The sequence below is a fragment of the Pseudokordiimonas caeni genome, from assembly GCF_026719705.1.
Classification (GTDB): Bacteria; Pseudomonadota; Alphaproteobacteria; order Sphingomonadales; family Kordiimonadaceae; genus Gimibacter; species Gimibacter caeni.
In genome coordinates this window covers 324008-347326 of the sequence record NZ_JAPPRR010000002.1, presented here as the reverse complement: position 1 = coordinate 347326, position 23319 = coordinate 324008, and the positions used below count along the sequence as shown (strand labels likewise).

At 63.0% G+C, this 23319-nt stretch carries 26 protein-coding genes and 1 tRNA gene; 21 read left to right on the top strand and 6 right to left on the bottom strand.

The window, feature by feature from the left end; all coding sequences use genetic code 11:
- Nucleotides 1-9: 9 nt before the first annotated feature.
- The 4 genes from OU694_RS10300 (at nucleotide 10) to OU694_RS10285 (ending at nucleotide 4594) form a co-directional block, all read left to right on the top strand.
- Nucleotides 10-2868 carry a helicase-related protein gene (locus OU694_RS10300; protein ID WP_308910919.1) on the top strand — a complete coding sequence of 953 codons (2859 nt, stop codon included), beginning with the start codon at nucleotides 10-12 and terminating at the stop codon, nucleotides 2866-2868.
- 9 nt (nucleotides 2869-2877) lie between these two features.
- On the top strand, nucleotides 2878-3267 hold the full coding sequence (locus OU694_RS10295) for an RNA-binding S4 domain-containing protein (RefSeq protein ID WP_308910918.1): 390 nt from the start codon (nucleotides 2878-2880) through the stop codon (nucleotides 3265-3267).
- 98 nt (nucleotides 3268-3365) lie between these two features.
- Nucleotides 3366-3701, top strand: a complete 336-nt coding sequence (gene fdxA / locus OU694_RS10290) for a ferredoxin FdxA (RefSeq protein ID WP_308910917.1) — start codon at nucleotides 3366-3368, stop codon at nucleotides 3699-3701.
- A gap of 389 nt (nucleotides 3702-4090) precedes the next feature.
- On the top strand, nucleotides 4091-4594 hold the full coding sequence (locus OU694_RS10285; RefSeq protein WP_289504192.1) for a CarD family transcriptional regulator: 504 nt from the start codon (nucleotides 4091-4093) through the stop codon (nucleotides 4592-4594).
- An 18-nt stretch (nucleotides 4595-4612) separates the two neighbouring features.
- Here OU694_RS10285 and OU694_RS10280 read toward each other — a convergent pair whose 3' ends face one another.
- The 3 genes from OU694_RS10280 to OU694_RS10270 are packed head-to-tail and all read right to left on the bottom strand — an operon-like array spanning nucleotide 4613 to nucleotide 7515.
- Nucleotides 4613-5428, bottom strand: coding sequence for a thermonuclease family protein (locus tag OU694_RS10280; protein WP_308910916.1), 816 nt, complete (start codon nucleotides 5426-5428; stop codon nucleotides 4613-4615).
- Nucleotide 5429: 1 nt separating this feature from the next.
- Nucleotides 5430-6989: a sensor histidine kinase gene (locus OU694_RS10275; RefSeq protein WP_308910915.1), complete on the bottom strand. Its 1560-nt coding sequence runs from the start codon at nucleotides 6987-6989 to the stop codon at nucleotides 5430-5432.
- A 49-nt stretch (nucleotides 6990-7038) separates the two neighbouring features.
- A complete protein-coding gene (locus tag OU694_RS10270; protein WP_308910914.1) occupies nucleotides 7039-7515 on the bottom strand; it encodes a cupin domain-containing protein in 477 nt (158 codons plus the stop codon).
- A gap of 121 nt (nucleotides 7516-7636) precedes the next feature.
- Here OU694_RS10270 and OU694_RS10265 point away from each other — a divergent pair.
- The 3 genes from OU694_RS10265 to OU694_RS10255 all read left to right on the top strand — a co-directional run bounded on the left by OU694_RS10265 (nucleotide 7637) and on the right by OU694_RS10255 (nucleotide 9622).
- A tRNA-Arg gene (locus OU694_RS10265) sits at nucleotides 7637-7713 on the top strand.
- Nucleotides 7714-7839: 126 nt separating this feature from the next.
- Nucleotides 7840-9030, top strand: coding sequence for a Na+/H+ antiporter NhaA (nhaA, locus tag OU694_RS10260; RefSeq protein ID WP_308910913.1), 1191 nt, complete (start codon nucleotides 7840-7842; stop codon nucleotides 9028-9030).
- A gap of 58 nt (nucleotides 9031-9088) precedes the next feature.
- A complete protein-coding gene (locus OU694_RS10255; RefSeq protein WP_308910912.1) occupies nucleotides 9089-9622 on the top strand; it encodes an Mpo1 family 2-hydroxy fatty acid dioxygenase in 534 nt (177 codons plus the stop codon).
- A 5-nt stretch (nucleotides 9623-9627) separates the two neighbouring features.
- Here OU694_RS10255 and OU694_RS10250 read toward each other — a convergent pair whose 3' ends face one another.
- A complete protein-coding gene (locus OU694_RS10250) occupies nucleotides 9628-11097 on the bottom strand; it encodes a phospholipase D-like domain-containing protein (RefSeq protein WP_308910911.1) in 1470 nt (489 codons plus the stop codon).
- Between the two features lie 135 nt (nucleotides 11098-11232).
- Between OU694_RS10250 and ccmA the strand changes: the two genes are divergently transcribed.
- The 11 genes from ccmA (at nucleotide 11233) to OU694_RS10195 (ending at nucleotide 19088) form a co-directional block, all read left to right on the top strand.
- Nucleotides 11233-11910, top strand: coding sequence for a heme ABC exporter ATP-binding protein CcmA (ccmA, locus tag OU694_RS10245; RefSeq protein ID WP_308910910.1), 678 nt, complete (start codon nucleotides 11233-11235; stop codon nucleotides 11908-11910).
- Nucleotides 11907-12575, top strand: coding sequence for a heme exporter protein CcmB (gene ccmB, locus OU694_RS10240; protein WP_308910909.1), 669 nt, complete (start codon nucleotides 11907-11909; stop codon nucleotides 12573-12575). Before ccmA ends, ccmB begins: the two co-directional genes overlap by 4 nt.
- Nucleotides 12576-12630: 55 nt before the next feature.
- Entirely contained in the window at nucleotides 12631-13350 is a 720-nt protein-coding gene (locus tag OU694_RS10235) for a heme ABC transporter permease (RefSeq protein ID WP_308910908.1), read from the top strand.
- 1 nt (nucleotide 13351) lies between these two features.
- Nucleotides 13352-13525: a heme exporter protein CcmD gene (ccmD, locus tag OU694_RS10230; RefSeq protein WP_308910907.1), complete on the top strand. Its 174-nt coding sequence runs from the start codon at nucleotides 13352-13354 to the stop codon at nucleotides 13523-13525.
- On the top strand, nucleotides 13526-14011 hold the full coding sequence (gene ccmE / locus OU694_RS10225; RefSeq protein ID WP_308910906.1) for a cytochrome c maturation protein CcmE: 486 nt from the start codon (nucleotides 13526-13528) through the stop codon (nucleotides 14009-14011).
- A complete protein-coding gene (locus OU694_RS10220; RefSeq protein ID WP_308910905.1) occupies nucleotides 14008-15981 on the top strand; it encodes a heme lyase CcmF/NrfE family subunit in 1974 nt (657 codons plus the stop codon). The genes ccmE and OU694_RS10220 overlap by 4 nt, the downstream gene beginning before the upstream one ends.
- Complete coding sequence (locus OU694_RS10215) at nucleotides 15978-16514, top strand: DsbE family thiol:disulfide interchange protein (RefSeq protein WP_308910904.1); 537 nt, start codon at nucleotides 15978-15980, stop codon at nucleotides 16512-16514. Before OU694_RS10220 ends, OU694_RS10215 begins: the two co-directional genes overlap by 4 nt.
- Nucleotides 16511-16987, top strand: a complete 477-nt coding sequence (locus tag OU694_RS10210) for a cytochrome c-type biogenesis protein (protein WP_308910903.1) — start codon at nucleotides 16511-16513, stop codon at nucleotides 16985-16987. The genes OU694_RS10215 and OU694_RS10210 overlap by 4 nt, the downstream gene beginning before the upstream one ends.
- Entirely contained in the window at nucleotides 16984-18093 is a 1110-nt protein-coding gene (gene ccmI / locus OU694_RS10205) for a c-type cytochrome biogenesis protein CcmI (RefSeq protein WP_308910902.1), read from the top strand. Before OU694_RS10210 ends, ccmI begins: the two co-directional genes overlap by 4 nt.
- A 117-nt stretch (nucleotides 18094-18210) precedes the next feature.
- The gene (locus OU694_RS10200) at nucleotides 18211-18540 is read left to right on the top strand and encodes a hypothetical protein (protein WP_308910900.1); all 330 of its coding nucleotides are present in this window, start codon (nucleotides 18211-18213) and stop codon (nucleotides 18538-18540) included.
- An 8-nt stretch (nucleotides 18541-18548) separates the two neighbouring features.
- Entirely contained in the window at nucleotides 18549-19088 is a 540-nt protein-coding gene (locus OU694_RS10195; RefSeq protein WP_308910898.1) for an NUDIX hydrolase, read from the top strand.
- Between the two features lie 3 nt (nucleotides 19089-19091).
- On the opposite strand, the gene OU694_RS10190 is transcribed toward OU694_RS10195, so the two are convergent.
- Nucleotides 19092-19667 carry a septation protein A gene (locus OU694_RS10190; protein ID WP_308910897.1) on the bottom strand — a complete coding sequence of 192 codons (576 nt, stop codon included), beginning with the start codon at nucleotides 19665-19667 and terminating at the stop codon, nucleotides 19092-19094.
- Nucleotides 19668-19846: 179 nt separating this feature from the next.
- Between OU694_RS10190 and OU694_RS10185 the strand changes: the two genes are divergently transcribed.
- Together OU694_RS10185 and OU694_RS10180 are read left to right on the top strand one after the other, a co-directional pair.
- On the top strand, nucleotides 19847-20437 hold the full coding sequence (locus OU694_RS10185; protein WP_308910896.1) for a TrmH family RNA methyltransferase: 591 nt from the start codon (nucleotides 19847-19849) through the stop codon (nucleotides 20435-20437).
- A gap of 52 nt (nucleotides 20438-20489) precedes the next feature.
- Nucleotides 20490-21014 carry an invasion associated locus B family protein gene (locus tag OU694_RS10180; RefSeq protein WP_308910895.1) on the top strand — a complete coding sequence of 175 codons (525 nt, stop codon included), beginning with the start codon at nucleotides 20490-20492 and terminating at the stop codon, nucleotides 21012-21014.
- Here OU694_RS10180 and OU694_RS10175 read toward each other — a convergent pair.
- The gene (locus OU694_RS10175; RefSeq protein WP_308910894.1) at nucleotides 21008-21835 is read right to left on the bottom strand and encodes a LytTR family DNA-binding domain-containing protein; all 828 of its coding nucleotides are present in this window, start codon (nucleotides 21833-21835) and stop codon (nucleotides 21008-21010) included. The genes OU694_RS10180 and OU694_RS10175 overlap by 7 nt on opposite strands.
- Nucleotides 21836-22042: 207 nt before the next feature.
- Here OU694_RS10175 and OU694_RS10170 point away from each other — a divergent pair, with 207 nt between their 5' ends.
- Nucleotides 22043-23239, top strand: coding sequence for an acyltransferase family protein (locus OU694_RS10170; protein WP_308910893.1), 1197 nt, complete (start codon nucleotides 22043-22045; stop codon nucleotides 23237-23239).
- The last annotated feature ends 80 nt before the right edge of the window (nucleotides 23240-23319 follow it).

Here is a 23319-nt window from a genome sequence, read left to right as displayed (position 1 = left end):
GCCTGAAGCGTGAGTATCATCAAGGCCGTCCTTGGCCCCACCAACACCGGCAAAACGCACTATGCCGTGGAACGCATGCTGGCGCACGCCTCGGGCGCCATGGGCTTTCCGCTCAGGCTTCTGGCGCGCGAGGTTTACGACCGGGTCGTTGCCATCAAGGGTAAATCGCGCGTGGCGCTCGTGACCGGCGAAGAACGGATCGTGCCGAAGGGCGCGCGGTATTTCCTCTGCACCGCCGAGGCCATGCCGCGCGAGGCGGGTGTCGAGTTTGTGGCGATCGACGAGATCCAGATGGCGGCGGACCCCGAGCGCGGCCATGTTTTCACCGAGCACCTTCTGTATACCCGCGGGCTATCGGAAACGCTGCTTCTCGGCTCCGATACCATGCGGCCGCTTATCCAGAAGCTTGTGCCGGACGCCGAAATTGTCAGCAGGCCGCGGCTTTCCACGCTTTCCTACGCCAAGCCACAGCGCCTGCAAAGACTGCCGCGCCGTTCGGCCATCGTGGGCTTTTCGGCGGCCGATGTGTACGGCCTTGCCGAACTTGCCCGGCGCCAGAAGGGCGGGGTCGCCATCGTCATGGGCGCGCTTTCCCCCCGCACCCGCAACGCGCAGGTCGGGATGTACCAGTCGGGCGAGGTCGATTATCTGGTGGCGACCGACGCCATCGGCATGGGTCTCAATATGGATATCGGCCATGTGGCCTTCGCCGGGCTCTCCAAATTCGATGGGCGAACCTTCCGCCACCTGATGCCCGCCGAGGCCGCGCAGATTGCTGGCCGTGCTGGCCGGTTCGAGAAAGACGGCACTTTTTCGACCCTTTCGGGCACCGACACGATGGACCCCGGCACCATCTCGCGGATTGAGGACCACACCTTCGAACCGGTCCGCCGGATTGTCTGGCGCAACCACCGACTCGATTTTTCCTCAATCGAATCCCTGACATGGTCGCTCGAGGCTCCGCCGCGCCTTGATGGCCTGATGCGGGCGCACGATGCGGTTGATGTGCGCACGCTGAAGGCGCTGGCGGCCGATCCGGCGATCAGCGCGCTTGCAAGTGGCGAAGCGGCGGTCCGGGCGCTCTGGGATGCCTGTCAGGTCCCGGATTTCCGTAAACTTCACATGGATGACCACCTCTATCTGGTGCGCCGGCTGTATGAAGCGCTGATGGGGGAAACCGGTACCATTCCCCACGACTGGATCGCGCGGGAGGTGAAGCGCCTTGACAATGTCGCGGGCGATATAGATACCTTGGCCGGTCGCATCGCCAGCATCCGTGTGTGGACCTATATTTCCCACAAGAAAAGCTGGCTCGCGGACGCGGCCCATTGGGCCCATGTGACGCGCGGGGTGGAAGACAAACTTTCCGACGCCCTGCATGAACAATTAACCCAGCGCTTTGTGGACAGGCGCACGGCCGTCCTGATGCGCTCGCTCAGGCAAAGGGGCGAACTCAGCGTGAGCATCGATAACGAGACGAACCAGGTGTCTGTCGAAGGACATGACATCGGCGAACTTCATGGCTTCTCCTTCAAGGCGGAACCGGGTACGGCAGGGAGCGACCAGCGCACCCTCGAGGCAGCAGCGCAAGCAGCCCTCGGTGCCGAAATGACCCGCCGGGCCAAACTCTTTGCCAATGTGGGCTACAAGACGCTTTCCCTCGATTTCTCCGAAGGCCTCGCATTCCCGCGCCTCCTTTGGGAAGGGGCGGTGGTTGCGACGGTCCATGATTCGGGTGCGCTGTTCGCGCCGCGGGCGAAACTGGCGCGCGATGTCCTGCTTGAAGGCGACAATGCCGACCTCGTGCTGTCGAAGGCACAGGAATGGCTCGACGAGCGCGTGACCGACAAGCTCGGCCCGCTCGTGACACTGGCGCGCGAGCTGAACGGTGAAGTGGAAGCCCCTGAAGGTGCGGAAGCCCTGTCTGGCGCGGTGCGCGGTATTGCTTACCGGCTCGTCGAAGGTTTCGGTGTGCTCAGTCGCGCCGAAGTGGCGTCGGAGCTCAAGTCGCTCGATCAGGATGCCCGCAAGGGCCTGCGCCGTTTCGGTATCCGTATCGGCGCCTTCAGCCTTTACATGCCGCTTCTCCTGAAGCCGCACGCCACCGAGCTGCGCCTGATGATGTGGGCGATGAAAACGGGCCAGGCTGCCCTGCCGCCGATCCCGACGCCGGGCATGGTGTGGGTCGAGGCCGAGGCCACGGCACCCGTTGACTTCTACAATCTTGGTGGTTTCCGTCTTGCCGGCAAAAAAGCCGTCCGCATGGACATGATGGAGCGTCTGGCCGATGCCGTGCGTCCGCTTGGCTCTGGCGGCGACTGGTTCGAGGTCACCCCCGAAATCATGGGCCTTGTCGGCCTGTCGGGTGAGGATTTCGCGGCCGTCATGCAAGCCATCGGCTACGGCCACGAGATTCGCTCCCTGCCTGTGGTGCCGAAGACTGCAGCCCCTGCGGCCGCTGATGCTGAAGCGGCACCTGCCGCCGAGGGCGAGGAAGCGGCACCGGCTGTGACCGAAGACGCCGCTCCGGCCGAAGCACCTGCAGAGGTGCCCGCCGAAGCCGCGGCCGAGGGCGCCGAGCCCGAAATGGTCGAACGTTATGTCTTCCACTGGGCGCCGGCGCGCCGTCCCCGGCCCGAAGGCGGCGACCGCAAGCGTGGCGGCGGCAAGCCGAACCAGGGTGGCAAACGTCATGGCGGCGGCGAGCATCGTGGCGCCCCGAGGGGCGACCGGAACGAGCGTGGTGGCAAGCCGCGTGGCGACCAGCGCGGCCCCAAACGCGAAGCGCGCCCGGAAAAGCCGATCGATCCCGATTCGCCTTTTGCCGCTCTTGCCGGGCTCAAGGATCAGCTCTCCCGCAAGAAATAGGCTCGCGTGATGGCTGATGGCACCAGCCTCCGGCTCGACAAATGGCTCTGGTTTGCGCGATTCTTCAAGTCGCGCAGCCTTGCTGCCGAGGCGTGCCGTGGCCACAAGGTGCGCCTCAATGGCGGCCATGTCACGAAGGCGGCAGCGACCGTGAAGGTCGGCGATATCCTGACTTTTGCGCGCGGCGAGCACCTGTTCACGGTGAAGGTGCTGGCACTCGGGTCCCGCCGCGGCCCTGCGCCCGAAGCGCAAGCCCTTTACGAAGACCTCAGCCCGCCGCGGCCGAAGCGCGATGACCCGGACATTCCGGCACCTGTGGCCGCCCGCGAGGCAGGCAGCGGCCGCCCTACAAAGGCGGAGCGTCGGGCGACCGACCGCCTGCGGGGTGGTGACGACTGAGTGTTCCGGTGAAAAGGCCGTTGCGGGCCCATGCTTTTTTGCGCTAAACCGCATTGAACTGGTTGAGCCCGCAGCCGATTGAGGAATAGGAGACACCGATGGCCTATGTCGTTACCGAGGCCTGCATCAATTGCAAATTCATGGATTGCGTCGAGGTTTGCCCTGTCGACTGCTTCTATGAAGGCGAGAACATGCTCGTCATCAACCCCAATGAATGCATCGACTGCGGTGTGTGCGAGCCCGAGTGCCCGGCTGAGGCGATCCTGCCCGACACCGAGGACGGGCTTGAAGAATGGCTCGAGCTCAACGCCAAATATTCCGAAGAATGGCCGAATATCACGGTGAAGGGCGACGCACCTGCCGATGCGGATGACTGGAAGGGCAAGCCGGGCAAGAAGGATCTTCTGTCCCCCAAACCTGGCCAGGGCAGCTGATTCCTGTAGCCGCTTGACTCGCAAGGACTATTCGCTGCCGTCTCTGTTGCACTGCACAGAATCCGCCGGGAGCCCCGGAATTCTGCGAAATTTTTGAAGAATAGCCCCTGCGGGGGCTACTTTTTTTGTTGAACTTGTGTTACAATCCCCCGCGATAGCGCCCTAAAGCCAATTCGTGGCCGGGGTACGATGGTCCGTGCCATCAATCAAACATAAAGTCGTCGCTCGAATGCCTGGCTTTGGTTCCAGAGTCCGGTCAAGGGTGGCGATGCCTCTGCGGGTGGAGCATCGCGGGACATCCGCCCGGCGGCCGAAGGTGCCGTACTGCAGGAAACTGCCCCGGCACCAAGAGCGCCGCACAGTATAATGGAAAAGGACTGATTACCGTTATGGCAAGCAAACCGAGTAAGCATCCCTTTGCTGTGGGTGATTATATCGTCTATCCGAAACATGGCGTTGGCCGCATCGTCGAGCTGGAAAGCCAGGAAATCGCAGGCATGAAGCTGGAGCTTTATGTGATCCGTTTCGAAAAGGAACGGATGACCCTGCGTGTGCCGACCAACAAGGCCGATGGCAGCGGCATGCGCCGCCTGTCGTCTGAAGCGACCCTGAAGGAAGCCTTCACGACGCTGAAGGGCAAGGCCAAGGTGAAGCGCACCATGTGGAGCCGCCGCGCCCAGGAATATGAAGCCAAGATCAATTCGGGTGACCTGGTGTCGATCGCCGAAGTGGTGCGCGACCTGCACCGCGGCGCCGACCAGCCCGAACAGTCCTACAGTGAGCGTCAGATCTATGAAGCGGCGCTCGGCCGTCTGGCGCGTGAACTCGCCGCTGTCGAGGATATCGACGAGGCAGCCGCCATCGTGCGCCTCGAAAAGGAATTGGCTGCCTGATATAAGGCAGACATAGCTTTACTCCTGAGCAAGGCTCGGCTTCCCTTCACCGGGGCCGGGCCTTGTTTCATTTCCGGGGAGGATCGCAAGCTGGCCGGGGTGGGTGAGCGCGATATGTGGCCCGCCTTTCCAGTCGACGAAGCCGGTGACCCGCACCGCGCGGCTGGCGAGCGTGAGCGGATCGGTGCCCTCCGTCCTCATCCGTTCTGCCAGCCGCATGGGGATTTCGATGGTGAAGTCGCGCCGGTAATCCTCGCCGAAATTCAGATAAAGTGTGCTCCCCGCCCGGGCAGCCTTCCGGACTGTGCCCTCGATCAGCGCAAAACGCCCCGTCACGCTGCCGGCGTCGTCCGCATGTCTTGGGGCATAGGCCCGGAGCGCCCAAAGGCCAGTCATTGCCTTGCGGGCAGTGTCGGCAAGGGCAAGAAGCGCCGGTGCTGTGCCCTTCTCGCCGGGGCCTGCGAAGGCGAAAGCGTCGCCGCCTGCCACCAGCCGGGCCTGTAGCCATTCGCCGCCGCGCACAATATGGGCGACAAGAGCGCCGTGCCGGTCGGGCCGGAGGCTTTCGCAGTGGAGGGAGACGGGTTGGCCCAGTGCCAGCCGTTCGAGTGCTGCCTTCGCCTCTCTGCCATGCGGCCAGTCTTCATACGGACTGCCCGGCGCAGCCACACGGGGGGCAAGGATCTGGGCGAGTCGTACCTTGGTGCCGTCTTCAAGAGTCAGGCTATCGCCGCCTGCCACCTCCGCTACTCGTCCGCCGCCGCAAGGCTTCAGGCCGTCCGGCAGGCCAGACAGGCCGACGACGGCGATAAAGGCGGCAAGGATACCGGTCACTTCAGCCTTCCGTGCCGGCAATCTTCCGGCGTTTGCCCTTGCGCGGCAGCCCGGCCAGCGGGAAATTCAGGCGCACGATCGTGCCCTCGCCAAGGCGCGACTGGATATCGAGCGAGCCCCCCATCAGTTGCATGAAGCGTTGCACGAGCGGCAGCCCGAGCCCGGTGCCCTGCTGGCGGCGCACCCGGATATCGTCGGCTTGCCCGAAAATTTCCATGGCGCGGGAAAGGTCTTCGTCCGACATGCCATAGCCCGTGTCGGTGACCGTGATGGCATAGCGGGTGCTGGTCAGTTCCCCCGTGATGCTGATGGTGCCGCCGGTGGGTGTGAATTTCAGCGCGTTCGACACCACATTGATCAGCACCTGCCGCATCACGCGGGCATCGGATTCGATCTGGGCGAACTCGCACTTTTCCTCGAAGGTGATTTCCTTCATACCGGCGGCCGCTTCAAACATGCCGAGCACAGCTTCCACGATTTCGGACGGATCGACCTGGTCAGGGCTCAGTTCAAATCGTCCGGCCTCCAGCTTCGACAAGTCAAGGATATCGTTGATGATGGCCAGAAGGTGCTGGCCGCTTTCGGCGACAAGCCCCAGATACTCGCGGTTCTTCTCGCTGCCGAGGGGCCCGAACGTTTCAGACTTCAGAAGGTCGGTGAAGCCTAGGATCGCGGTCATCGGTGTGCGGATTTCGTGGCTCATGGAGGCGAGGAAATCCGATTTGCTGCGGCTTGCCGTCTCAAGCTGGTGGACGAGGGCCGAGGCGCGCCGCACGAAAAGGGCCAGCACAAGGCCGAGGAGGACAAGAAGGATCACCGTCGGCGTCGCGGCATTCAGGAGCATGCGACGGCCGGGCTCCCTTGGTGTCCAGGTCAGGCTGGCAATGGGGGCCTCATCGATGCCGTAAAGCACGTGCTCCATCCGGCTGAAGCTGCCGTCGGCCAAGCGGAGACTGTCGATATTGGCGCTCTCGCCAACCCGGATCCAGTCTTCCGACTTCATGGCGCGGATGGTTACGAGGGTGGCATGGCGGTCGGGTGGCAGGTCCTGCCATGCAGGCATCTCGGAAGTGGGCAGGGCCGGGGACACGACGACGAGGTAAAGCTCGCCCCCGATCTGCACGAAGCCACTGCGGGTAGGGAGTGCGGGGTTGCGCGCGGTGGCGAGGATGACCCGCCCGGCGGTCGATTGCATCCAGGCTTGTCGGCTTGGCATGCCGGTCGGGATATAGGTGCCAAGATCGGCGCCGGCATAACCGACGATCAGCACCGTATCCACGCGCAGGGTGCCATCCACGATGGCCCCGACATTGCGGTCGACCCATGCTTTATCATAGTGGATCAACGTGTTGGCGACAAAGTCGTCCCACCAGGCATAGTCTTCGGCAAGGGCTTCAAAGTCAGACCGCAGGTTGGCAACGGCGAGCTTCAGCGAGCGTCCCTCATTCTGCAGGGCGATCTCGTCTTCTTCGCTTGCCAGATAGATCACCGTCACCATCAGTGCGGCGACCGAAAGACCGATCGCCAGAAAGACGGGAATGACCAGTCTGCGGAACTCCATTGAAGACCCTGCCTCGCCGACCGTGGGACACTGCTGAGCGGAAGCTTACTCACTCATTCTGGTAAATCACATAGATTTTTCGATATCCGCTTGTTTCCCAAACGCCTTTCCAGCCCTTTTCGATGAAAACGGCGTCGCCAGCCTTCACCTCGGTGACCGTGCCATCGGCCCCGGTAAGCGTGACGCCTCCTTCAAGGAAATACATGAATTCATCAACGCTATAGTCATCGATATCCCAGCGCGAGGCGGTAGCGTCATAGAAGCCGAGGTCGACCTGACGGCCTTTCGAGATGAAAACCATCAGGTCTTCTGTCGTCTGGCCATTTTCAACACTCTTCACCGCGTTGGGGCGCGCGAAAAGGGCCCCGAGCTGTTCGGCGTTCGGATAATAATGCAGCTTGCCGCCGCCAGCGGTTGCTTCCGCCACAAGATCGACGGAATCGTCCATGCAGGTGGCGCCGGGCGCGGCAAGGAACAATGCGCCCGCGGCGGCGATGGCCAGTCGGCCGGCTTTTCTGTGGATCATGGAACTTCTCTCCCTTTGGTTCCTGCTGTAAGCCCGGACCGACGCTGGCGCCTCACCGGGCGGGCGCGGTTGACGCCCGAACCCGATCAGGGTAAACGGACCCTCGGCATCATGGCAATGGGGCCCCGTAGCTCAGCTGGATAGAGCACCAGATTCCTAATCTGGGGGCCACTGGTTCGAATCCAGTCGGGGTCACCACCTGCCGCTACCGGTCGATGCCGGATTCCGGTATGCTTTTCTGAAAATCGATAGTCTAGGGTCTTGTTCCGCGGCCGTGTAATCCTACATGCCTGCATCAGACAATTGACCGGGAGGAAAGATCGGATGAAATCGGCGGCGGCATTCCTGCAGGCATTCCTGAAACAGGAACAGACGGCGGGCCTTTTGCTCATGGGGGCAGCGGTGCTCGCCATGATCGCTGCGAATTCGCCGCTTGCACCCGCTTACGGGCTCCTTCTCGATACCCCCGTTGCCGTGCAGGTGGGGGCTCTCGCGATCCACAAGCCGCTTCTCCTTTGGGTGAATGACGGGCTGATGGCCGTTTTCTTCCTGCTTGTGGGGTTGGAGCTGAAGCGCGAGTTCATCGAAGGCGAGCTGGCCGACCGCCGGGCCATCATCCTGCCGCTTCTGGGTGCCGTCGGTGGCATGGTGGTGCCCGCCGGCATCTATGCCTTCTTCAACTGGCATGACCCGGTTGCCCTTCAGGGCTGGGCCATCCCGGCTGCCACCGACATCGCCTTCGCGCTTGGTATCCTTGCCCTTTTCGGCAGCCGGGTGCCGCTAGCGCTCAAGGTGTTCCTCACCTCGCTTGCCATTTTCGATGACCTTGGCGCCATCCTCATCATCGCCTTCTTCTATACCAGCCAGATTTCGTTCGCTGCCCTTGTGGTCGCGGCCCTCATGGTTGCCCTGCTTTTCTGCCTCAACCGGTTCGGCGTGATGTCGCGCAGCCTCTATTTCGTGGCTGGTGGTGTGATGTGGATCGGGCTCCTGAAATCCGGGGTTCATGCCACGCTCGCGGGTGTGGTGCTCGCTTTCTTCATCCCGATCAACAATCCGGCCGACCCCGAACATTCCCCCTTGCGTGACCTCGAGGAAGACCTGCATGCGGCGGTTGCCTATGTGATCCTGCCGGTTTTTGCCTTCTGCAACAGCGGCATCACCTTCGCGGGGCTCGGGCTTGATGCCTTGCTGCATCCCATCCCTGTGGGTATCGCGGCGGGACTTTTTGTCGGCAAGCAGCTGGGGATCCTCGCTTTCTGCGGGCTTGGCATCAGGCTCGGGTTGGCGAAATTGCCGGACGGATCGAACTGGGGATCCTTCTACGGGGTGTCGGTGCTGGCCGGTGTCGGCTTCACCATGAGCCTTTTCATCGGTTCGCTGGCGTTCGAGCAGGCAGCCCTCAGTGCGATCGTTGACGAGCGGCTCGGCATCGTTGTCGGCTCGCTTGCCTCCGGCATCCTCGGTTACCTGATCCTGGCGCTGAGCTTGCCGAAGGTCGCCGAGAAAGCTTGATTCGCGGCTGTCCGGCGCCTAGCCTTGGTCCCGTATCCATATCCGGGGAGGGATGACGATGCGTGAATGGTTCTTGGATCAGCTGGCCATGTATGCGGCCTATCACCGCGACAAGCGTAACGAGGCAACCCATCATCTGGGCGTACCGATGATCGTTTTTTCGCTGATGGTGCTGATGGCACCCGTCAGGCTCGTTGAGTTCGAGGTTGGCGCCCTGACGCTCGCCGGGCTGATGATCGGCCTTCTGCTGCTTTATTATGTGCTGATGGCACCGCTTGTCGGCATCGTCGCCGTGCTTCTTTATGGTGCGCTTCTTTACGGTGCCGAGCATCTGGCGGGCTATGGCACCGGCTTCGCGGTCAAAAGCTTTGCCGGGCTTTTCGTGGTCGGCTGGATCATCCAGTTTGTCGGCCATTATTTCGAAGGCCGCCGCCCCGCGCTTTTCACCAACCTCACCCAGATTTTCATGGCGCCCGCCTTCCTGATTGCCGAAATCCTGTTCCGGCTGGGGCTTGAAAAGGGGTTGCTCGCCGAGATCGAAGCCCGCAAGGGGCGTTTCCTGCCGGCAGGTGAACAGCAGGCGGCGGAATAAACCTTTTAAAGATAAGGGCTCATCAGCCACAGGACCCGCCCCAGCGCCCGTGCCGCCACCGGGCGGGCCTTGAGGTCGGCAAGTGTCATCTCTTTCGCACCTTCGATGCGGTCTTCGATCCGCTTTTCAAGGATGGCGGCCAGTTCGGCACCGTAGGTTTCCACATTGAATTCGAAATTCAGCCTGAGCGAGCGCGCGTCCCAGTTGGACGAGCCGACGAGCGCCCATGTGCCATCGATCACGGTCAGCTTCGAATGGTCAAACGGGCCCGGCACCAGATGCAGGCGGCAGCCGGTTGCCAGAATGGGTGCCATGCTGGAAAACATCGCCATGTTGAAAAGCGGCAGGTTATTGCGCCAGGGCACCAGTATATCGACCTCGATCCCGCGCAGGGCGGCAAGGCGCAGGGCTTCGGTCAGCCCCGGAGGCGGCATGAAATAGGGGGTGACGACCAGCACACGGCGGCGCGCCGAGGCGATGGCGCTTTCGAGGATCGTGGCCGTGCGCGGTATACGTGCGTCCGGCCCGTCGGCGATGGCACGGGCGACTTCATGGCCGCCCTCGACCGGTTCGGCGAGCGGATACCAGTAGTCATCCAGCACTTCGCCGGTCGAGAAGGTCCAGTCGTCGGCAAAGGCGTCGGTCAGCTGGGTGACAATCGGCCCGTCCAGCCTGAAATGGGTGTCCATCACCTTGGGCTGGCCGTCCCGCCCTTCCAGATGATGCCGCCGGATATTCATGCCGCCTGCAAAACCCGTGGTGCCGTCAACGATCAGGAGTTTGCGGTGGGTGCGAAGGTTGAAGAAGGCGAGCCGCCACGAAAAGCGCGCCGGATTGAAGGCGGCCACGGGCACGCCCCGGCGCTTCAGGAGGCCGGTCACCGGCTTGAAACCGTAGAGATTGCCGACAGCATCGACCAGTACCCTTACCTCCACGCCCCGTGCCTTCGCCCGCGACAGGGCGGCGACGAAGCGGCGGCCGGCGGCATCGGCCTGAAAGATATAGGTGGTCAGCGCCACGGTGCGTTCGGCGCGGTCGATGGCTGCAATCATTTCCGCATAGGCGGCGCGCCCGCCAATGAGCGGCACGATGCGGTTGCCGGCGGTGAGCGGCTGGCGGCTGACGCGCGCGGCGAGCCGGTCATGGGTTTGCCAGCGCTGGCGCGCACCGGGCATGAGGTCGGCAAGCGACAGGCCTTCGGGGGCTGCGGGGCCGGTGGTGCGAGGGGCCAGGCCGCGTTTGCGCCGTTCGATAACGGCACGACGCTGGATGCGATTGATCCCGAACAGGAGATAGAGGAGAAGCCCCACCACGGGCACCAGCCACACGATGCCGAGCCATGCAGCGGCCGAGCGGACATCGTCCCGCGTCCGCAGGATATGCACGCTTGCCATCACAAGCGCGCCAAGGCCGCCCAGCGTGACAAGGATCCCGCCGGCGACCGGATCGCCCGATAAAGCTGTGCCTGTTTCCATGACCTTGTTCCCGGAAAGGCTTTGTCCCGAAGCTAGAAAGCACCGGGCGTGCCTGCAAGGGCAAACTTGCGACCACTGGCCGCAGGTCTTCGCCAAATCCTTGCCAGCCCCTGCACTTGCGGCTAGCGTGCCGCCATGAACGCACCCCTTGCCACCACGCCTGCAACCCTTGCTGCCGAAAACCTTTCGGCGGTGCGCGGCGGTCGCCGCGTTTTCGAGGGCGTCTCCTTCACACTCGCGCCCGGCGGCTTTCTCTTGCTCGCGGGGCGGAACGGCAGCGGCAAGTCAACCCTCATCCGAGCCATTGCCGGGCTGTTGCCACCAACAGGCGGCCATCTTTCATGGGGGGAGGCTCGGCTCGCCCCCGGTGATCTCGCGGCACAAGGCCTGCTTGTCTATCAGGGACATCAGTTCGGCCTGAAGCCGGTGGAAACGCTGGCGGCGGCCTGTCGTCACTGGGCAGCGATCATGGGACACGATGTGCCAGACGACTTGCTGGTGGCAGCCGCGAAGCGCTTTGGCATGGTCAATCTGTTGGACGAGCCCATCCGCTGTTTCTCGAGCGGGCAGCGACACAGGGCGGCGCTCATGCGTTTCTGCCTAGCCCCGCGCCCCGTGTGGCTGATGGACGAGCCGACCGTGGGGCTTGATACCGACAACCGCGCCGCACTTGAAGCGCTGATTGCCGACCACCGTGCCCGCGGCGGCATGGTGGTCGCTGCAAGCCACGATCCGATAGCGGCGGAAGGCGACCGGCTCGATATGGATGCGCACGCCCCTCGCCGGGTGACCTACGCGGAGGGCTGGGCATGAGCGGCAGTTTCCTCGCCGTCGTGCGCCGCGATATGGCGCTTGCCTGGTCGCAGGGCGGGTCGGCAGCGCTCGGGCTCGCCTTCTTCCTGATGGCGGTGACGCTGACAGCCTTCGCGGTTGGACCGGCACCCCAGACGCTCGCCCGCATCGCGCCCGGCATGCTGTGGCTCTTTGCCCTTCTTGCTTCGCTCCTGTCGCTCGACCGGCTTTTTCAGGCCGATTACGAGGATGGCAGCCTTGATGACCTCGCCCTGTCGCCCCTGCCGCTTGGTTTCGTGGTGATGGCCAAGGTGTTGGCGCACTGGCTGGCGACCCTTGTGCCCTTGGTGCTTGTCACCCCGTTCCTTGGTATCCTGATGAACCTGCCGGACAAGGCTTATGGCATGCTTGTCATCACGCTTTTTGTGGGCACACCGGCGCTCAGCCTGATCGGTGCGATTGGCGCGGCCCTTACTGTCGCGGTGCGGCGAGGCGGGGCGCTGATGGCGCTTCTGGTGCTGCCCCTTTATGTGCCGGTGCTGATTTTCGCGACCGGCGCCGTGGAAGCGGCCGCCGGTTTCGCCGACCCGCTGCCGCACCTTGCCATGCTCGGTGCCGTCACGCTCGTCTCGCTTGCCGTTGCCCCGCTTGCGGCGGCAGCAGCGATCCGGCTTTCGCTTGAATGAGGCGAGACATGATGTCGCACTTGCCGCAGCCACCCGGGGAATGTAGGTAAAGCGCATGCACAAGTATGCCAATCCCGCGCGCTTTGGCGCTCTTGCCGACCGGATCCTGCCCTGGGCCCGGTGGGTGATGATTCTGGCGCTTATTCCCGGCCTCTGGCTCGCGCTCGTCGCCAGCCCGCCCGATTACCAGCAGGGCGAAAGCGTGCGGATCATGTATCTGCATGTGCCCGCCGCCTGGATGTCGATGTTCACCTATATGGTCATGGCAGGCGCGGCCTTCACCGCACTCGTGTGGCGTCATCCGCTCGCCCAGCTGGCGGGCCGGGCAGCCGCCCCCATCGGCGCCACCTTCACAGCCCTTGCGCTGGTCACCGGCAGCCTCTGGGGCAAGCCCATGTGGGGCACCTTCTGGGTGTGGGACGGGCGGCTCACCTCCGTGCTCGTGCTTTTCTTCCTCTATCTCGGTTACATGGCGCTCGACCGCGCGATCGAGGACGAGGAAAAGGCAGGCCGTGCGGCATCGATCCTCGCGCTTGTCGGCGTCGTGAATATCCCGATCATCAAGTTTTCGGTCGACTGGTGGAACACGCTCCATCAGCCCGCCAGCGTGATGCGGATGGGCGGCTCCACCATCGATGGCAGCATGCTCACACCGCTTTTCATCATGGCGCTCGCCTTTCAGGCCTATTTTGTCTGGATCTTCCTCATCCGCATGAAGCTGGAAATCGACCGCCGCAAGGCCGCCGTGATGCGCCAGTCGCTGAGGGGGATCTGACATGGCCGATTTCCTTGATATGGGTGGTTATGCCGTCTTCGTCTGGGCGTCCTATGCTATAGTGGCATTGGCGCTTGTCGGCCTTTGGCTGCGCACGCGCGGTGCAGCCCGGCAGGCCGCCGCCGATGTTGTGCGCCTGCGCGAACGGATCATGGCCGAAGGTGAGGGAAACTGAATGGCGAAGGGCCTGACAACGCGAAAAAGCCAGCGCCTCGTGGTGCTCACCGCAGGGCTCGTCACGCTTGGGCTCGCCACGGGTCTCGTGCTCTATGCGCTCGGCTCCGACAGCCTCAGCCTTTTTGTGCAGCCAAGCGATATTGCCGAGCATGACGTGAAGCCGGGGGACCGGCTGAAGCTCGGCGGCCTTGTGGCAACCGGCAGCTTCCACCGGGGCGACGACGGTGTGACCAATATTTTCACCGTCACCGACTGTGTGGCCGATGTGAAGGTCAGCTTCCGGGGCATCCTGCCGGACCTCTTCCGTGAGGGGCAGGGCGTGGTCACGGAAGGCACGTTCGATACAGCCGGGCTGTTTGTGGCTGACACCGTGCTCGCCAAACATGACGAAAACTATGCCCCGCCCGGTACCATGCCGAAGAATGCCGCTGCCTGCACGCACCCCGAAGGTGTTGCCACAGCGGCAGAGATGGCCGGCCGATGATCGCTGAAGCCGGCCATTTCGCGCTCGTCATCGCCACCATTCTGGCCCTGATGGCAGGCATCGTGCCGCCCGTCGGCCTGAAACGCCGAGACATGGGGCTCATCGCCCTCGCCGACAGCTTCGCTGTCGCGCAGTTCCTGATGGTGGCAATCGCCTTCGCAGCGCTGATGCACGGTTTTATCGTATCGGACTTTTCGCTGAAAGTTGTTGCAGCCAACAGTCACACCGCAAAGCCGATGCTTTATAAGGTTGCCGGCACATGGGGCAACCATGAAGGCAGCCTTCTCTTGTGGGTCCTGATCCTCACCTTGTTCGCGAGCCTTGTTTCGCTCTTTGGCCGCAACCTGCCGCTTACCTTCCGGGCGCGGGTGCTATCGGTACAGGCGCTGCTGTCGCTTGGCTTCCTGCTGTTCATTCTGGTGACATCCAACCCGTTCGAGCGTCTCTCTCCGGCTCCTCTTGAAGGTAACGGGCTCAACCCGCTGCTTCAGGACCCTGGCCTCGCCTTCCATCCGCCGATGCTCTATCTCGGTTATGTCGGCCTTTCTGTCGCCTTTTCCTTTGCGGTCGCAGCGCTTATCGAGCGCGAAGTGACACCGATGTGGGCGCGCTGGGTGCGGCCATGGACGCTGGCGGCCTGGATATTCCTCACCGGCGGTATCGCGCTCGGCTCGTGGTGGGCTTATTACGAGCTCGGCTGGGGCGGCTGGTGGTTCTGGGATCCGGTTGAAAACGCCAGCTTCATGCCGTGGCTCGCGGCTTCGGCGCTCCTTCATTCCGCCATCGTGGTTGAAAAGCGCGATGCGCTGAAAAGCTGGACGATCCTTCTGGCCATCGTTGCCTTTTCCTTCTCGCTTCTGGGCACCTTCCTCGTGCGGTCTGGCGTTATCACCAGCGTGCACGCCTTTGCGGTGGATCCGACACGTGGCATTTTCATCCTCGGATTCCTCGCACTTGTTGTTGGTGCCTCGCTCACGCTTTTCGCCATGCGGGCCCCGTCGCTTGCGCCCGGCGGGCTGTTCGGGCTCGTCAGCCGCGAAAGCGCACTTGTCCTCAACAACATTCTCCTCGCCACCTTTGCAGCGGTCGTGCTGATCGGCACGCTGTACCCGCTGTTCGTGGAAGCCGCAGGCGGGGCGCAGATATCCGTGGGGGCTCCTTTCTTCAATTATGCAGCACTCGTGCTGATGAGCCCGCTGATTGTGGCCCTCGGGCTTGGGCCTCTCCTTGCGTGGAAGCGCGGGCGCCTCTCGCGCGCCGCCCGTATCCTGTTGCCGGCGCTGATCGTCGCCGCCGTGGTGTTTGTCGGCACCGTCTGGGCCACCGCTGGCGGCTATGTGATGAGCGCCTTCGGCCTCGCGCTCGGCCTTTGGCTCATTGTGTCGGCCAAGCTTGAAATCCTGCAGCGTATCCGCTTCTTCGAAGGGCCGATGGCGGGCCTCAAGCGCCTTGTGCGCCTGCCGCGTGCCGCGCTTGGCATGGCGCTCGCCCATATGGGGCTTGGCGTCCTCGTGCTGGCGATCACCATCAGCGAGACATGGACCAGTGAAACGCTGACCGTGCTGTCGCCCGGTGAAACTGCGATGGCGGGCGGCTATGAATTCACGCTCGACAAGGTGGAGCCTGTGGCCGGTCCCAACTATGCGGCGGTGCGCGGCACGCTGAGTGTGCGCAGGGACGGCGAGCTTGTCACCGTGCTGACGCCTGAGGATCGCACCTTCGGCGATCCGGTGATGGAAACGACCGAGGCTGCCATCCGCCCGCTGGTGACGGGGGATCTGTATGCCGTGATCGGCGAGGCCATCGGGCCTGTGGCCGCAGACGGCCGCTGGTCGCTGCGGCTTTATTTCAAGCCGGCAATTTCGGGCCTCTGGCTTGGCACCCTGATGATGATGGCGGGCGGGCTTCTGTCGCTCACCGACCGGCGGGCACGCGTTGGCGCTGCCGCCGCACGGGAGAAGGCGGCATGAGGGGTCCCTGGGTTTTCCTGCCGCTCGCGGCCTTTGTTGCGCTCGTCGCGTTGATGGGAGCAATGTTGTTGGGGGACCGTAACCCGGCGGAAGTCGATAGTGCACTTGTCGGCCGTGCGGCGCCGACGCTGACGCTTTATGCGCTGGAGCCGGGCGGTGAGCCGCTTGTTCCCGCGGATCTCCGGCGCGGGGTACCGGTGATTGTCAATTTCTTCGCCAGCTGGTGCGTGCCCTGCCGTGCCGAACATGAAAGCCTGATGGCGCTCGCGGGCGAGCACAAGGTGCAGATCATCGGCATTGCCTACAAGGACAAGCCCGCTGCCGCCCGCGCGTTTCTCGAGGAGCTCGGAAACCCATACGATAAAGTCGTGCTGGACGAAAGCGGCCGCGCGGGTATCGAATGGGGTGTCTCCGGCGTGCCGGAAACCTTCGTGATCGATGGCGATGGCATGGTGCGCTACCGCCACTGGGGCCCGGTCGTGGGTGACGCGCTTGAAACCCGTCTCCTGCCCGCCGTGGAGGCTGCCCGGTGAAACATCTGCTTGCCCGCCTGATGCTCGTTGCTGCCTTCGCCTTGCCAGCGCATGCCGTGGATGTGGATGAAGTGCCGCTTGATGATCCTGCGAAGGAAGCTGAGGCGCGCGACCTGATGAAGGAGGTCCGCTGTCTTGTCTGCCAGAACCAGTCGATCGAGGATTCGGACGCTGATCTCGCGCGGGACTTGCGTGTCATCATCCGTGAACGCATGGCAGCGGGGGACGATACCGATCAGGTGAAAGCCTATCTTGTAGAACGTTATGGCGACTGGGTGCTGTTGAAGCCGCCGGTCGCCGGCCGCACCCTCATCCTCTGGGGGTCGCCGGTCCTTATCCTGCTCCTTGTCGCTGCCGGTCTCCTGCTGCGCCGCCGCGCCGCGCCGCCGCCGCCCTTGAGTGCCGAGGAAGAAGCGAAGCTGAAAGCGCTCCTTGAAGCCGCTGAAGCGGACGAGAAGGAGCCGCGCGGATGATCTGGTTCCTGTTCGCCGGGCTTGCGCTACTGGCGGCCCTTTTCCTCCTGTGGCCTGTCCGCGCGCGGGTGGCCGACGCCATGCCGGATCCGCTGGCGCACTATAAGGCGCAGATCGCCGGGCTGAAGGCGGATCTGGCGAGCGGCCTCATTGATGCCGAAGCCGCGAAGGTGGCCGAGACCGAGATCGAACGGCGCCTGTTGAAGATGGCAGACCGCCGGTCGGCCAGCACGATTTTGCCGGAAAAGACCGCTGACTGGCGGTTCCGGCTCGCGCTCGGCATCGTGATGGTGGCAGGGGCAGTGGCACTTTACATGCGTGTCGGCGCCCCGATGCTGCCCGCCGCCATCCCCGAGCGTGAGCGGCTTGTGGATCAGCCCCTGATGCCGGGCGAACCGACCTATGCCGAGGCTATTGCGCGGATCAGGGAACGGCTGAAAACCAGTCCGGACGATCCGAAAGCGCTTGAATTCCTGGGGCAGGTATCGGCAACTGTGGGTGACTTCGGCACCGCCGCCAATGCCTTCGCCCGCCGCGCCGATATGGAACCCACCGGCCCCAATGTATGGCGCCTGCATGAGCTGGAAGCCCTGACGGCCCTTGTGCAGGGGCAGGTATCGCCGGCGGCCGAGCTGGTGCTGAATGAAATCGAAAAGGATGTCCCCGGCCATCCGGCGGTTTTCTATTATCGCGGGCTCGCGGCCCTGCAGGGCGGCGACCAGGCAACGGCCATTTCGCGCTTCGAGGCGATTGTCGATGGCGTGGACCGCCCCGGCCCTTACCGCGACGCGGCCCTCGCGCGCCTCCGTGAGCTTGGCGCACGTCCGCCGGCTGTGACCGACGATGCCGTCGCCGCCTTCGCGCAGATGAGCGAGGAGGAGCGGCAGGCCTTCATCGAAAGCATGGTGGCGCGGCTTGAAGCACGGCTCGAGTCGGCCCCGAATGACCCGGCAGGATGGATGATGCTTGCCCGTGCGCGACTCACTTTGGGCGACCGCGAGGCTGCAATTGCTGTTCTGGAGAAGGGAATAGCGGCAGTTTCGGGCGAAGATGCGGCTTCCTTGCGCGCGCTTCTTGACAAATTGCGGGAATCCGGTGAGCCTTGAGCCACGGCAGGGCTATTAGCCCCGGCCCGGGAATCACGGCAGCAAAAGCGACCGCACAAGATGGGCCCGAACGGCCCTCATCCCCCGACAAGAGGGTTGAACCGAGGTCTTCTTCCGATGAAAGTCGATCAGACCCCGCTGCAGTTGCAAGCACAGCTCCAACGCCAGCTGCAAGGGCAGATCCAGACAGAGCAGAATGCGCAGGACCGCACGGCGGCCCGAAGCGGCGTTCGCACGCCTTATGACGGGGCGAAGCAGGATGGCACCGGGCGCAGCCTTGTGGCGCGTGAAAAGCTGTCGAGCGAGGAAGAGATTCAGGCGGCGCAGCAGAAGGTGCAGTCGTTGGCTGGAACCACAACGCGCGAGGCACCGCTCGGTCGCGTTTCGGCCCGACAGGAAGAAGAGCGCCGCCAGCCGCTTGGCCAGATCATCGATATTCGGGTTTGACCGGCAGCATGGCCGCACCCCCCGGAACGCCCGCCAATTTCTTGCGCAAGGTGCCGGACGGCGACGAGATGGAACGTCTGGTCTGCAGCGATTGCGGCTTTATCGCTTACGAAAACCCCAAGATCATTGCTGGGGCCGTTGTCACGCACGGCGACAGCATTCTCCTTTGCCGCCGCGCGATCCATCCGCAGAAGGGCCACTGGACCCTGCCAGCCGGCTTTCTGGAACTGCACGAAACCCCGGCCGAAGGCGCCATGCGCGAAGCCTGGGAAGAAGCCCGCGCCAAGATCGAGATTGTTGATCTTCTGGGCGTTTACACGGTGAAGCGCATCAGCCAGGTGCAGATGTTTTACCGGGCGAGGCTGACAGACGTGGCCATCGAGCCCGGTCCGGAAAGCCTTGAGGTCGGCCTCTTCCAGATGGCGGATATCCCGTGGGATGATCTCGCCTTTCCGAGCGTGCACTGGGCGCTCGGTCATTTTCAGGAAACAGCAGGCCGGGACGACTTCGCCCCCTTCACCAATCCGCCGGGTTGGGAGAATGTTTGAGACTTACGCCTCGTCAGTGTCTTCCCGGATCTGATATTTGTTCAGGATCGGCGCCTGGCTGATCGCGAACAGGAAGGTCAGCGGCAGGAAGCCGAAGGTCTTGAAATCCACCCACGTATCAGTGGACTGCGTGCGCCAGACGGCTTCATTGATTGCTGCCATCGCCACGAAGAAGAAGGCCCAGTTGCGGGTCATCAGGGTCCAGCCGCGCTCGGCGAGCGGAGGAAAGCCCGATGCAAGCACGGTCTTGAGAAGCGGCCGGCCGGTCATGAGTCCGAAGAAAAGGATGACGGCAAAGATGCCGTTCACAATGGTAGGCTTCATCTTCACGAAGGTTTCGTCATTCAGGTAAAGCGTCAGCGACCCCATGACGATGACGATGGCGAAGGTGACCCACAGCATCGGCGGGATTTTGCCGTCCAGAAGCTTCGAGGCGATGATCGCCACCACCATCGAGGCCATGAAGACACCGGTCGCCACCATGATGCCGCCGAACTTGAAGGCCACGAAGAAAAGGATAAGCGGCCCGAAGTCGGTCAGAATCTTGCGCCAAAGGTTGGTGGATTTCGCGTCGCTCATACGGACTGTCTCTCTCGTCTTCTGTCATCTCAACCTGCGCCCGGTCCGGCAGCCTTGCCCCGATGCGCCCTTTGCGGCTAGAAAAAGGAAACCACCGCCCGAGGGATGCCCTTTATGCGCCAGAGCCAGACCAGACGCAACGCCAACCGTACCCGTTTGGCCCGGGGGGCATGCGGCTGATGCGCGGCTATTTCGGTATCGGCATCGAGGGGGCGTCGAAGGAAGGCAATATCGGCAACCTGATCCGCACGGCCCATGCCTTTGGCGCGGCCTTCGCCTTTGCGGTGAACCCCAAGGTGCGTGCCGACACGGGCGAGGCCGTCACTGTGCCTTTCACCGATACATCGAAATCGTGGCAGCAGATCCCCTTCTACAGCTTCGATAGTCTGGATGATGTGCCCATGCCGCAGGGCTGCCGGCTTGTCGGCATTGAAATGACCGATGAAAGCGTGGCCTTGCCCGAATTCCGCCACCCCACACAGGCTATCTATATCCTTGGCGGTGAACGCACGAGCCTGAGCCCCGATACGGTGGCTCGTTGCAACGCGCTGATCCGTATCCCGACGGCCTTCAGCCTGAATGTGGCAACGGCCGGGGCGATTGTGATGTATGACCGCGCCCGCGTGCTTGGCGGTTTTGCCGAACGGCCGGTGATGGCGGGGCAGGCTGTCGAGGAACGCAGCCCCCATTTGCATGGTGGCAGGGTGGTGCGCGAGGATGGTGTGAAGGTTAGTGTCGGGCGAACCCTTGTCCCCCGCGCAAAGACGTAATAAGGGTGGGGCAGGGAGCCCTCCGGGATAGTTCAAAGAAAGGCGAATGACGATGCGTATGATGTCCGCGCTGGCGATGCTGGCAACCCTTGTGACCACGGCAGCGATGCCGGCCACGGCCCAGGGAAAGCGCGACATCCTTGGCAGTTATCGCGACTGGGACGCGCTGACGCATGTTAGCGGCAAATCCAAGACCTGCTACATGATCTCGGTGCCGAAAAAGAGCGCTGTTTCCAAATCCGGCGCGCGGCGCGGCGATATCTACATCACCATTTCCCACATGCCCGGCCAGAAACGGAAGGGCGAGGTGAATGCCGTGGTCGGTTATCCGCTGAAACCGGGGCAGGATGTGAAATTCACGGTCGACGGCAAAACGAGCTTCAAGCTTTTTGTCGATGGCAACGGCGCCTGGGCCTATGACGCCGCCGATGACGCCCGGATCGTGGCGGCCATGCAGCGAGGCTCCAGCCTCACGGTTGAGGGCATGTCGTCGCGCGGCACCAAAACCACCGATACCTATTCGCTGTCGGGCTTTACCGCCGCTTTCAAGGCAATCAGCAAGGCCTGCGGCTACTGAGAAGCTTCAAGCTCGGCCCTGTAGCGCCGGCTGGCGCGAAGGGTGCGGCCGTCTTTCAGTGTCAGCTTCATGTCGCCCCCGGCGATGGGGTCGATAGTGCGGATTGCCGCGCGGTTGACGATATAGGACCGGTGGATACGCACTGCGGGCACGCCCTCGGCGGCCAGTTTTTCCTGCAGCTCGGATAGCGTGATGCGCGCAAGGCTTTCGCCCGATCCGCTGGTGATTTCGGCATAGTTGGCGGCACCCTTGGCGAACAGGAAATCGGCGGGGTCAAGAAGGATGCGGGTCGCACCGCTTTTCAGCTCGATCGGCAGGCCGCCGCTGCGCTTCGCGGCTGCCTTCAGGGCATCGCCAAACAGGATGAAACCGCCGAACAGCAGTACGAAGGTGCGGGCATCCTTCCAGAATTCATAAGGGACTGCCCCAAGTCCCCGGTAGAAGAAATCATAGTCGCCATCGAACAACAGCGGAAACGCCGCCATCCGCATCAGCACCATTAGGGTGATATGCCCGGCGGAAAAGACGATGGTGCTGGCAAGATAGACGGGCAGGTGGCGCCACCATGTGCCCCCACGCGGCGGCCAGCGCTCTCCCGTCGCGATGATGCCGGGCAGCATGATCAGGATGGCAAGCGCACTGGTGAATTCGTAAAGCACCGGTTTGCGCCAGTCGATGGATTGGCCGACGCTTTCATAGTCGCTCACCATCGTGTTCGCATTCACCACCAGAAAAACGCCGGTAATAGCGATCACGGCGAGCACAAAGCCCTTGTGCCGACGGAAGTGATCCAGATAGCCCTTTGCCAGATGTTTCATCATGGAAAGCAGTCTAGCGCCGCCCCGTACGCCCCGCAAAGCCTTATGGGGCGGGTGTCCTACCGCTTGTCCCGAAGGCGATACCGTTTGTCCCTAGGGTAATCATCGGCATTACCGCTTGTCCCGGCGGCTGTGACGTTCACCCCCGGACAGTGGCGGCGATGAGGCATCGAAGGCAGGCTCGGCACAACAAACAAGGAGCTCCGAGCCATGACAGCCATCACCAACCCCGCGCGCCGCTATGATCTTGACTGGCTGCGCGTCATCGCCTTCGGCTTGCTGATCTTCTATCATATCGGCATGTATTATGTGACGTGGGACTGGCACGTCAAAAGCCCGCATGCCGGCCACTGGGCTGAACCTGCCATGATGCTTTTGAACCCGTGGCGCCTTTCGCTGCTCTTCTTCATCTCGGGTGTCGCCTTCCGCTTTGCTGCCGACAAGGCACCGGCGGGCGCGTTTGCCCGCAAACGCTTCCTGCGCCTGTTCGTGCCTGTCGCCTTCGGGATGGCGGTGATCGTAACGCCGCAATCCTATTTCGAGCTGCTGACGAAGGGCGAGATCACGCCCGGCTATCTCGATTTCTGGGTACGTTATCTGGCAGCGGACAGCAGCTTCAGCATCATCGTGCCGACATGGAACCATCTCTGGTATGTGGTCTATCTGCTCGTCTATTCGCTGGTCGCGATTGCCCTGATGCCAGTGCTTCGCCAGATTGCCGCAAAGCTGGAAGGCGGGAGTTTCGAAGCGCTGATGGGCCGGGGCGGGATACTCCTGGTCCCCTTGCTGCCCTTCATCCTCTATCGTTTCACGCTCGATGAATGGTTCCCGACAACCCACGCGCTTGTCGATGACTGGAATGCCCACGCCAACTATTTCACCATCTTCGCCTTTGGCATTCTGGTTGCCAAAAGCGATGCCTTCTGGCGGGTACTGGCGCGGTCGTGGCGCGCGTGTCTTTGTGTGGCCGTCGCACTTGGGGCCATACTCACGCCCGTTTGGGTGAACTGGGACGCGTTGATGCCGGGGCATGATGTGGCGATCGCCGTTGCGCACGCCGTCCGGGTCCTTTACGCGTGGGCCGCCATCCTCAGCCTTCTGGGCTTCGCGCAGGCGCATCTCAACCGCCCGCACCCGATGCTCGGCTACTTCACCCGCGCGGTCTTCCCCTATTATATCCTGCACCAGACAATCATCGTGATTGCCGCCGTGTGGCTGTCGGGCTTCGGCCTCTCGGCACCTGCCGAGTTCATTGCGCTTGTGACCCTCACCACGCTCGGCTGCGGGCTCGGTTATCACTATCTGATCCGCCCGTTCCCGCTCATCCGGCCGCTCTTCGGGGTGTTTGGGGAAGCGCCTCGGCCGAAGCCTGCACCGACGCTCGCACTGGACAGCAGCGTGAACTGAGCGTATAAGCCGCCCGCACCTTGAAACCCGCACGGGGGTGGAACGCCCCTGTGCCCGAAGCGTCCTGGAAGACCTCCCGT

What these genes read in the sequence shown, in the direction of transcription:
- OU694_RS10295 (WP_308910918.1), top strand. Translation starts at nt 2,878, where the DNA reads ATGGCTGATGGCACCAGCCTCCGGCTCGACAAATGGCTCTGGTTTGCG.
- fdxA (WP_308910917.1), top strand. Translation starts at nt 3,366, where the DNA reads ATGGCCTATGTCGTTACCGAGGCCTGCATCAATTGCAAATTCATGGAT.
- OU694_RS10285 (WP_289504192.1), top strand. Translation starts at nt 4,091, where the DNA reads ATGGCAAGCAAACCGAGTAAGCATCCCTTTGCTGTGGGTGATTATATC.
- OU694_RS10275 (WP_308910915.1), bottom strand. Translation starts at nt 6,989, where the DNA reads ATGGAGTTCCGCAGACTGGTCATTCCCGTCTTTCTGGCGATCGGTCTT.
- OU694_RS10270 (WP_308910914.1), bottom strand. Translation starts at nt 7,515, where the DNA reads ATGATCCACAGAAAAGCCGGCCGACTGGCCATCGCCGCCGCGGGCGCA.
- nhaA (WP_308910913.1), top strand. Translation starts at nt 7,840, where the DNA reads ATGAAATCGGCGGCGGCATTCCTGCAGGCATTCCTGAAACAGGAACAG.
- OU694_RS10255 (WP_308910912.1), top strand. Translation starts at nt 9,089, where the DNA reads ATGCGTGAATGGTTCTTGGATCAGCTGGCCATGTATGCGGCCTATCAC.
- OU694_RS10250 (WP_308910911.1), bottom strand. Translation starts at nt 11,097, where the DNA reads ATGGAAACAGGCACAGCTTTATCGGGCGATCCGGTCGCCGGCGGGATC.
- ccmA (WP_308910910.1), top strand. Translation starts at nt 11,233, where the DNA reads ATGAACGCACCCCTTGCCACCACGCCTGCAACCCTTGCTGCCGAAAAC.
- ccmB (WP_308910909.1), top strand. Translation starts at nt 11,907, where the DNA reads ATGAGCGGCAGTTTCCTCGCCGTCGTGCGCCGCGATATGGCGCTTGCC.
- OU694_RS10235 (WP_308910908.1), top strand. Translation starts at nt 12,631, where the DNA reads ATGCACAAGTATGCCAATCCCGCGCGCTTTGGCGCTCTTGCCGACCGG.
- ccmD (WP_308910907.1), top strand. Translation starts at nt 13,352, where the DNA reads ATGGCCGATTTCCTTGATATGGGTGGTTATGCCGTCTTCGTCTGGGCG.
- ccmE (WP_308910906.1), top strand. Translation starts at nt 13,526, where the DNA reads ATGGCGAAGGGCCTGACAACGCGAAAAAGCCAGCGCCTCGTGGTGCTC.
- OU694_RS10220 (WP_308910905.1), top strand. Translation starts at nt 14,008, where the DNA reads ATGATCGCTGAAGCCGGCCATTTCGCGCTCGTCATCGCCACCATTCTG.
- OU694_RS10215 (WP_308910904.1), top strand. Translation starts at nt 15,978, where the DNA reads ATGAGGGGTCCCTGGGTTTTCCTGCCGCTCGCGGCCTTTGTTGCGCTC.
- ccmI (WP_308910902.1), top strand. Translation starts at nt 16,984, where the DNA reads ATGATCTGGTTCCTGTTCGCCGGGCTTGCGCTACTGGCGGCCCTTTTC.
- OU694_RS10200 (WP_308910900.1), top strand. Translation starts at nt 18,211, where the DNA reads ATGAAAGTCGATCAGACCCCGCTGCAGTTGCAAGCACAGCTCCAACGC.
- OU694_RS10195 (WP_308910898.1), top strand. Translation starts at nt 18,549, where the DNA reads ATGGCCGCACCCCCCGGAACGCCCGCCAATTTCTTGCGCAAGGTGCCG.
- OU694_RS10190 (WP_308910897.1), bottom strand. Translation starts at nt 19,667, where the DNA reads ATGAGCGACGCGAAATCCACCAACCTTTGGCGCAAGATTCTGACCGAC.
- OU694_RS10185 (WP_308910896.1), top strand. Translation starts at nt 19,847, where the DNA reads ATGCGCGGCTATTTCGGTATCGGCATCGAGGGGGCGTCGAAGGAAGGC.
- OU694_RS10180 (WP_308910895.1), top strand. Translation starts at nt 20,490, where the DNA reads ATGCGTATGATGTCCGCGCTGGCGATGCTGGCAACCCTTGTGACCACG.
- OU694_RS10175 (WP_308910894.1), bottom strand. Translation starts at nt 21,835, where the DNA reads ATGATGAAACATCTGGCAAAGGGCTATCTGGATCACTTCCGTCGGCAC.
- OU694_RS10170 (WP_308910893.1), top strand. Translation starts at nt 22,043, where the DNA reads ATGACAGCCATCACCAACCCCGCGCGCCGCTATGATCTTGACTGGCTG.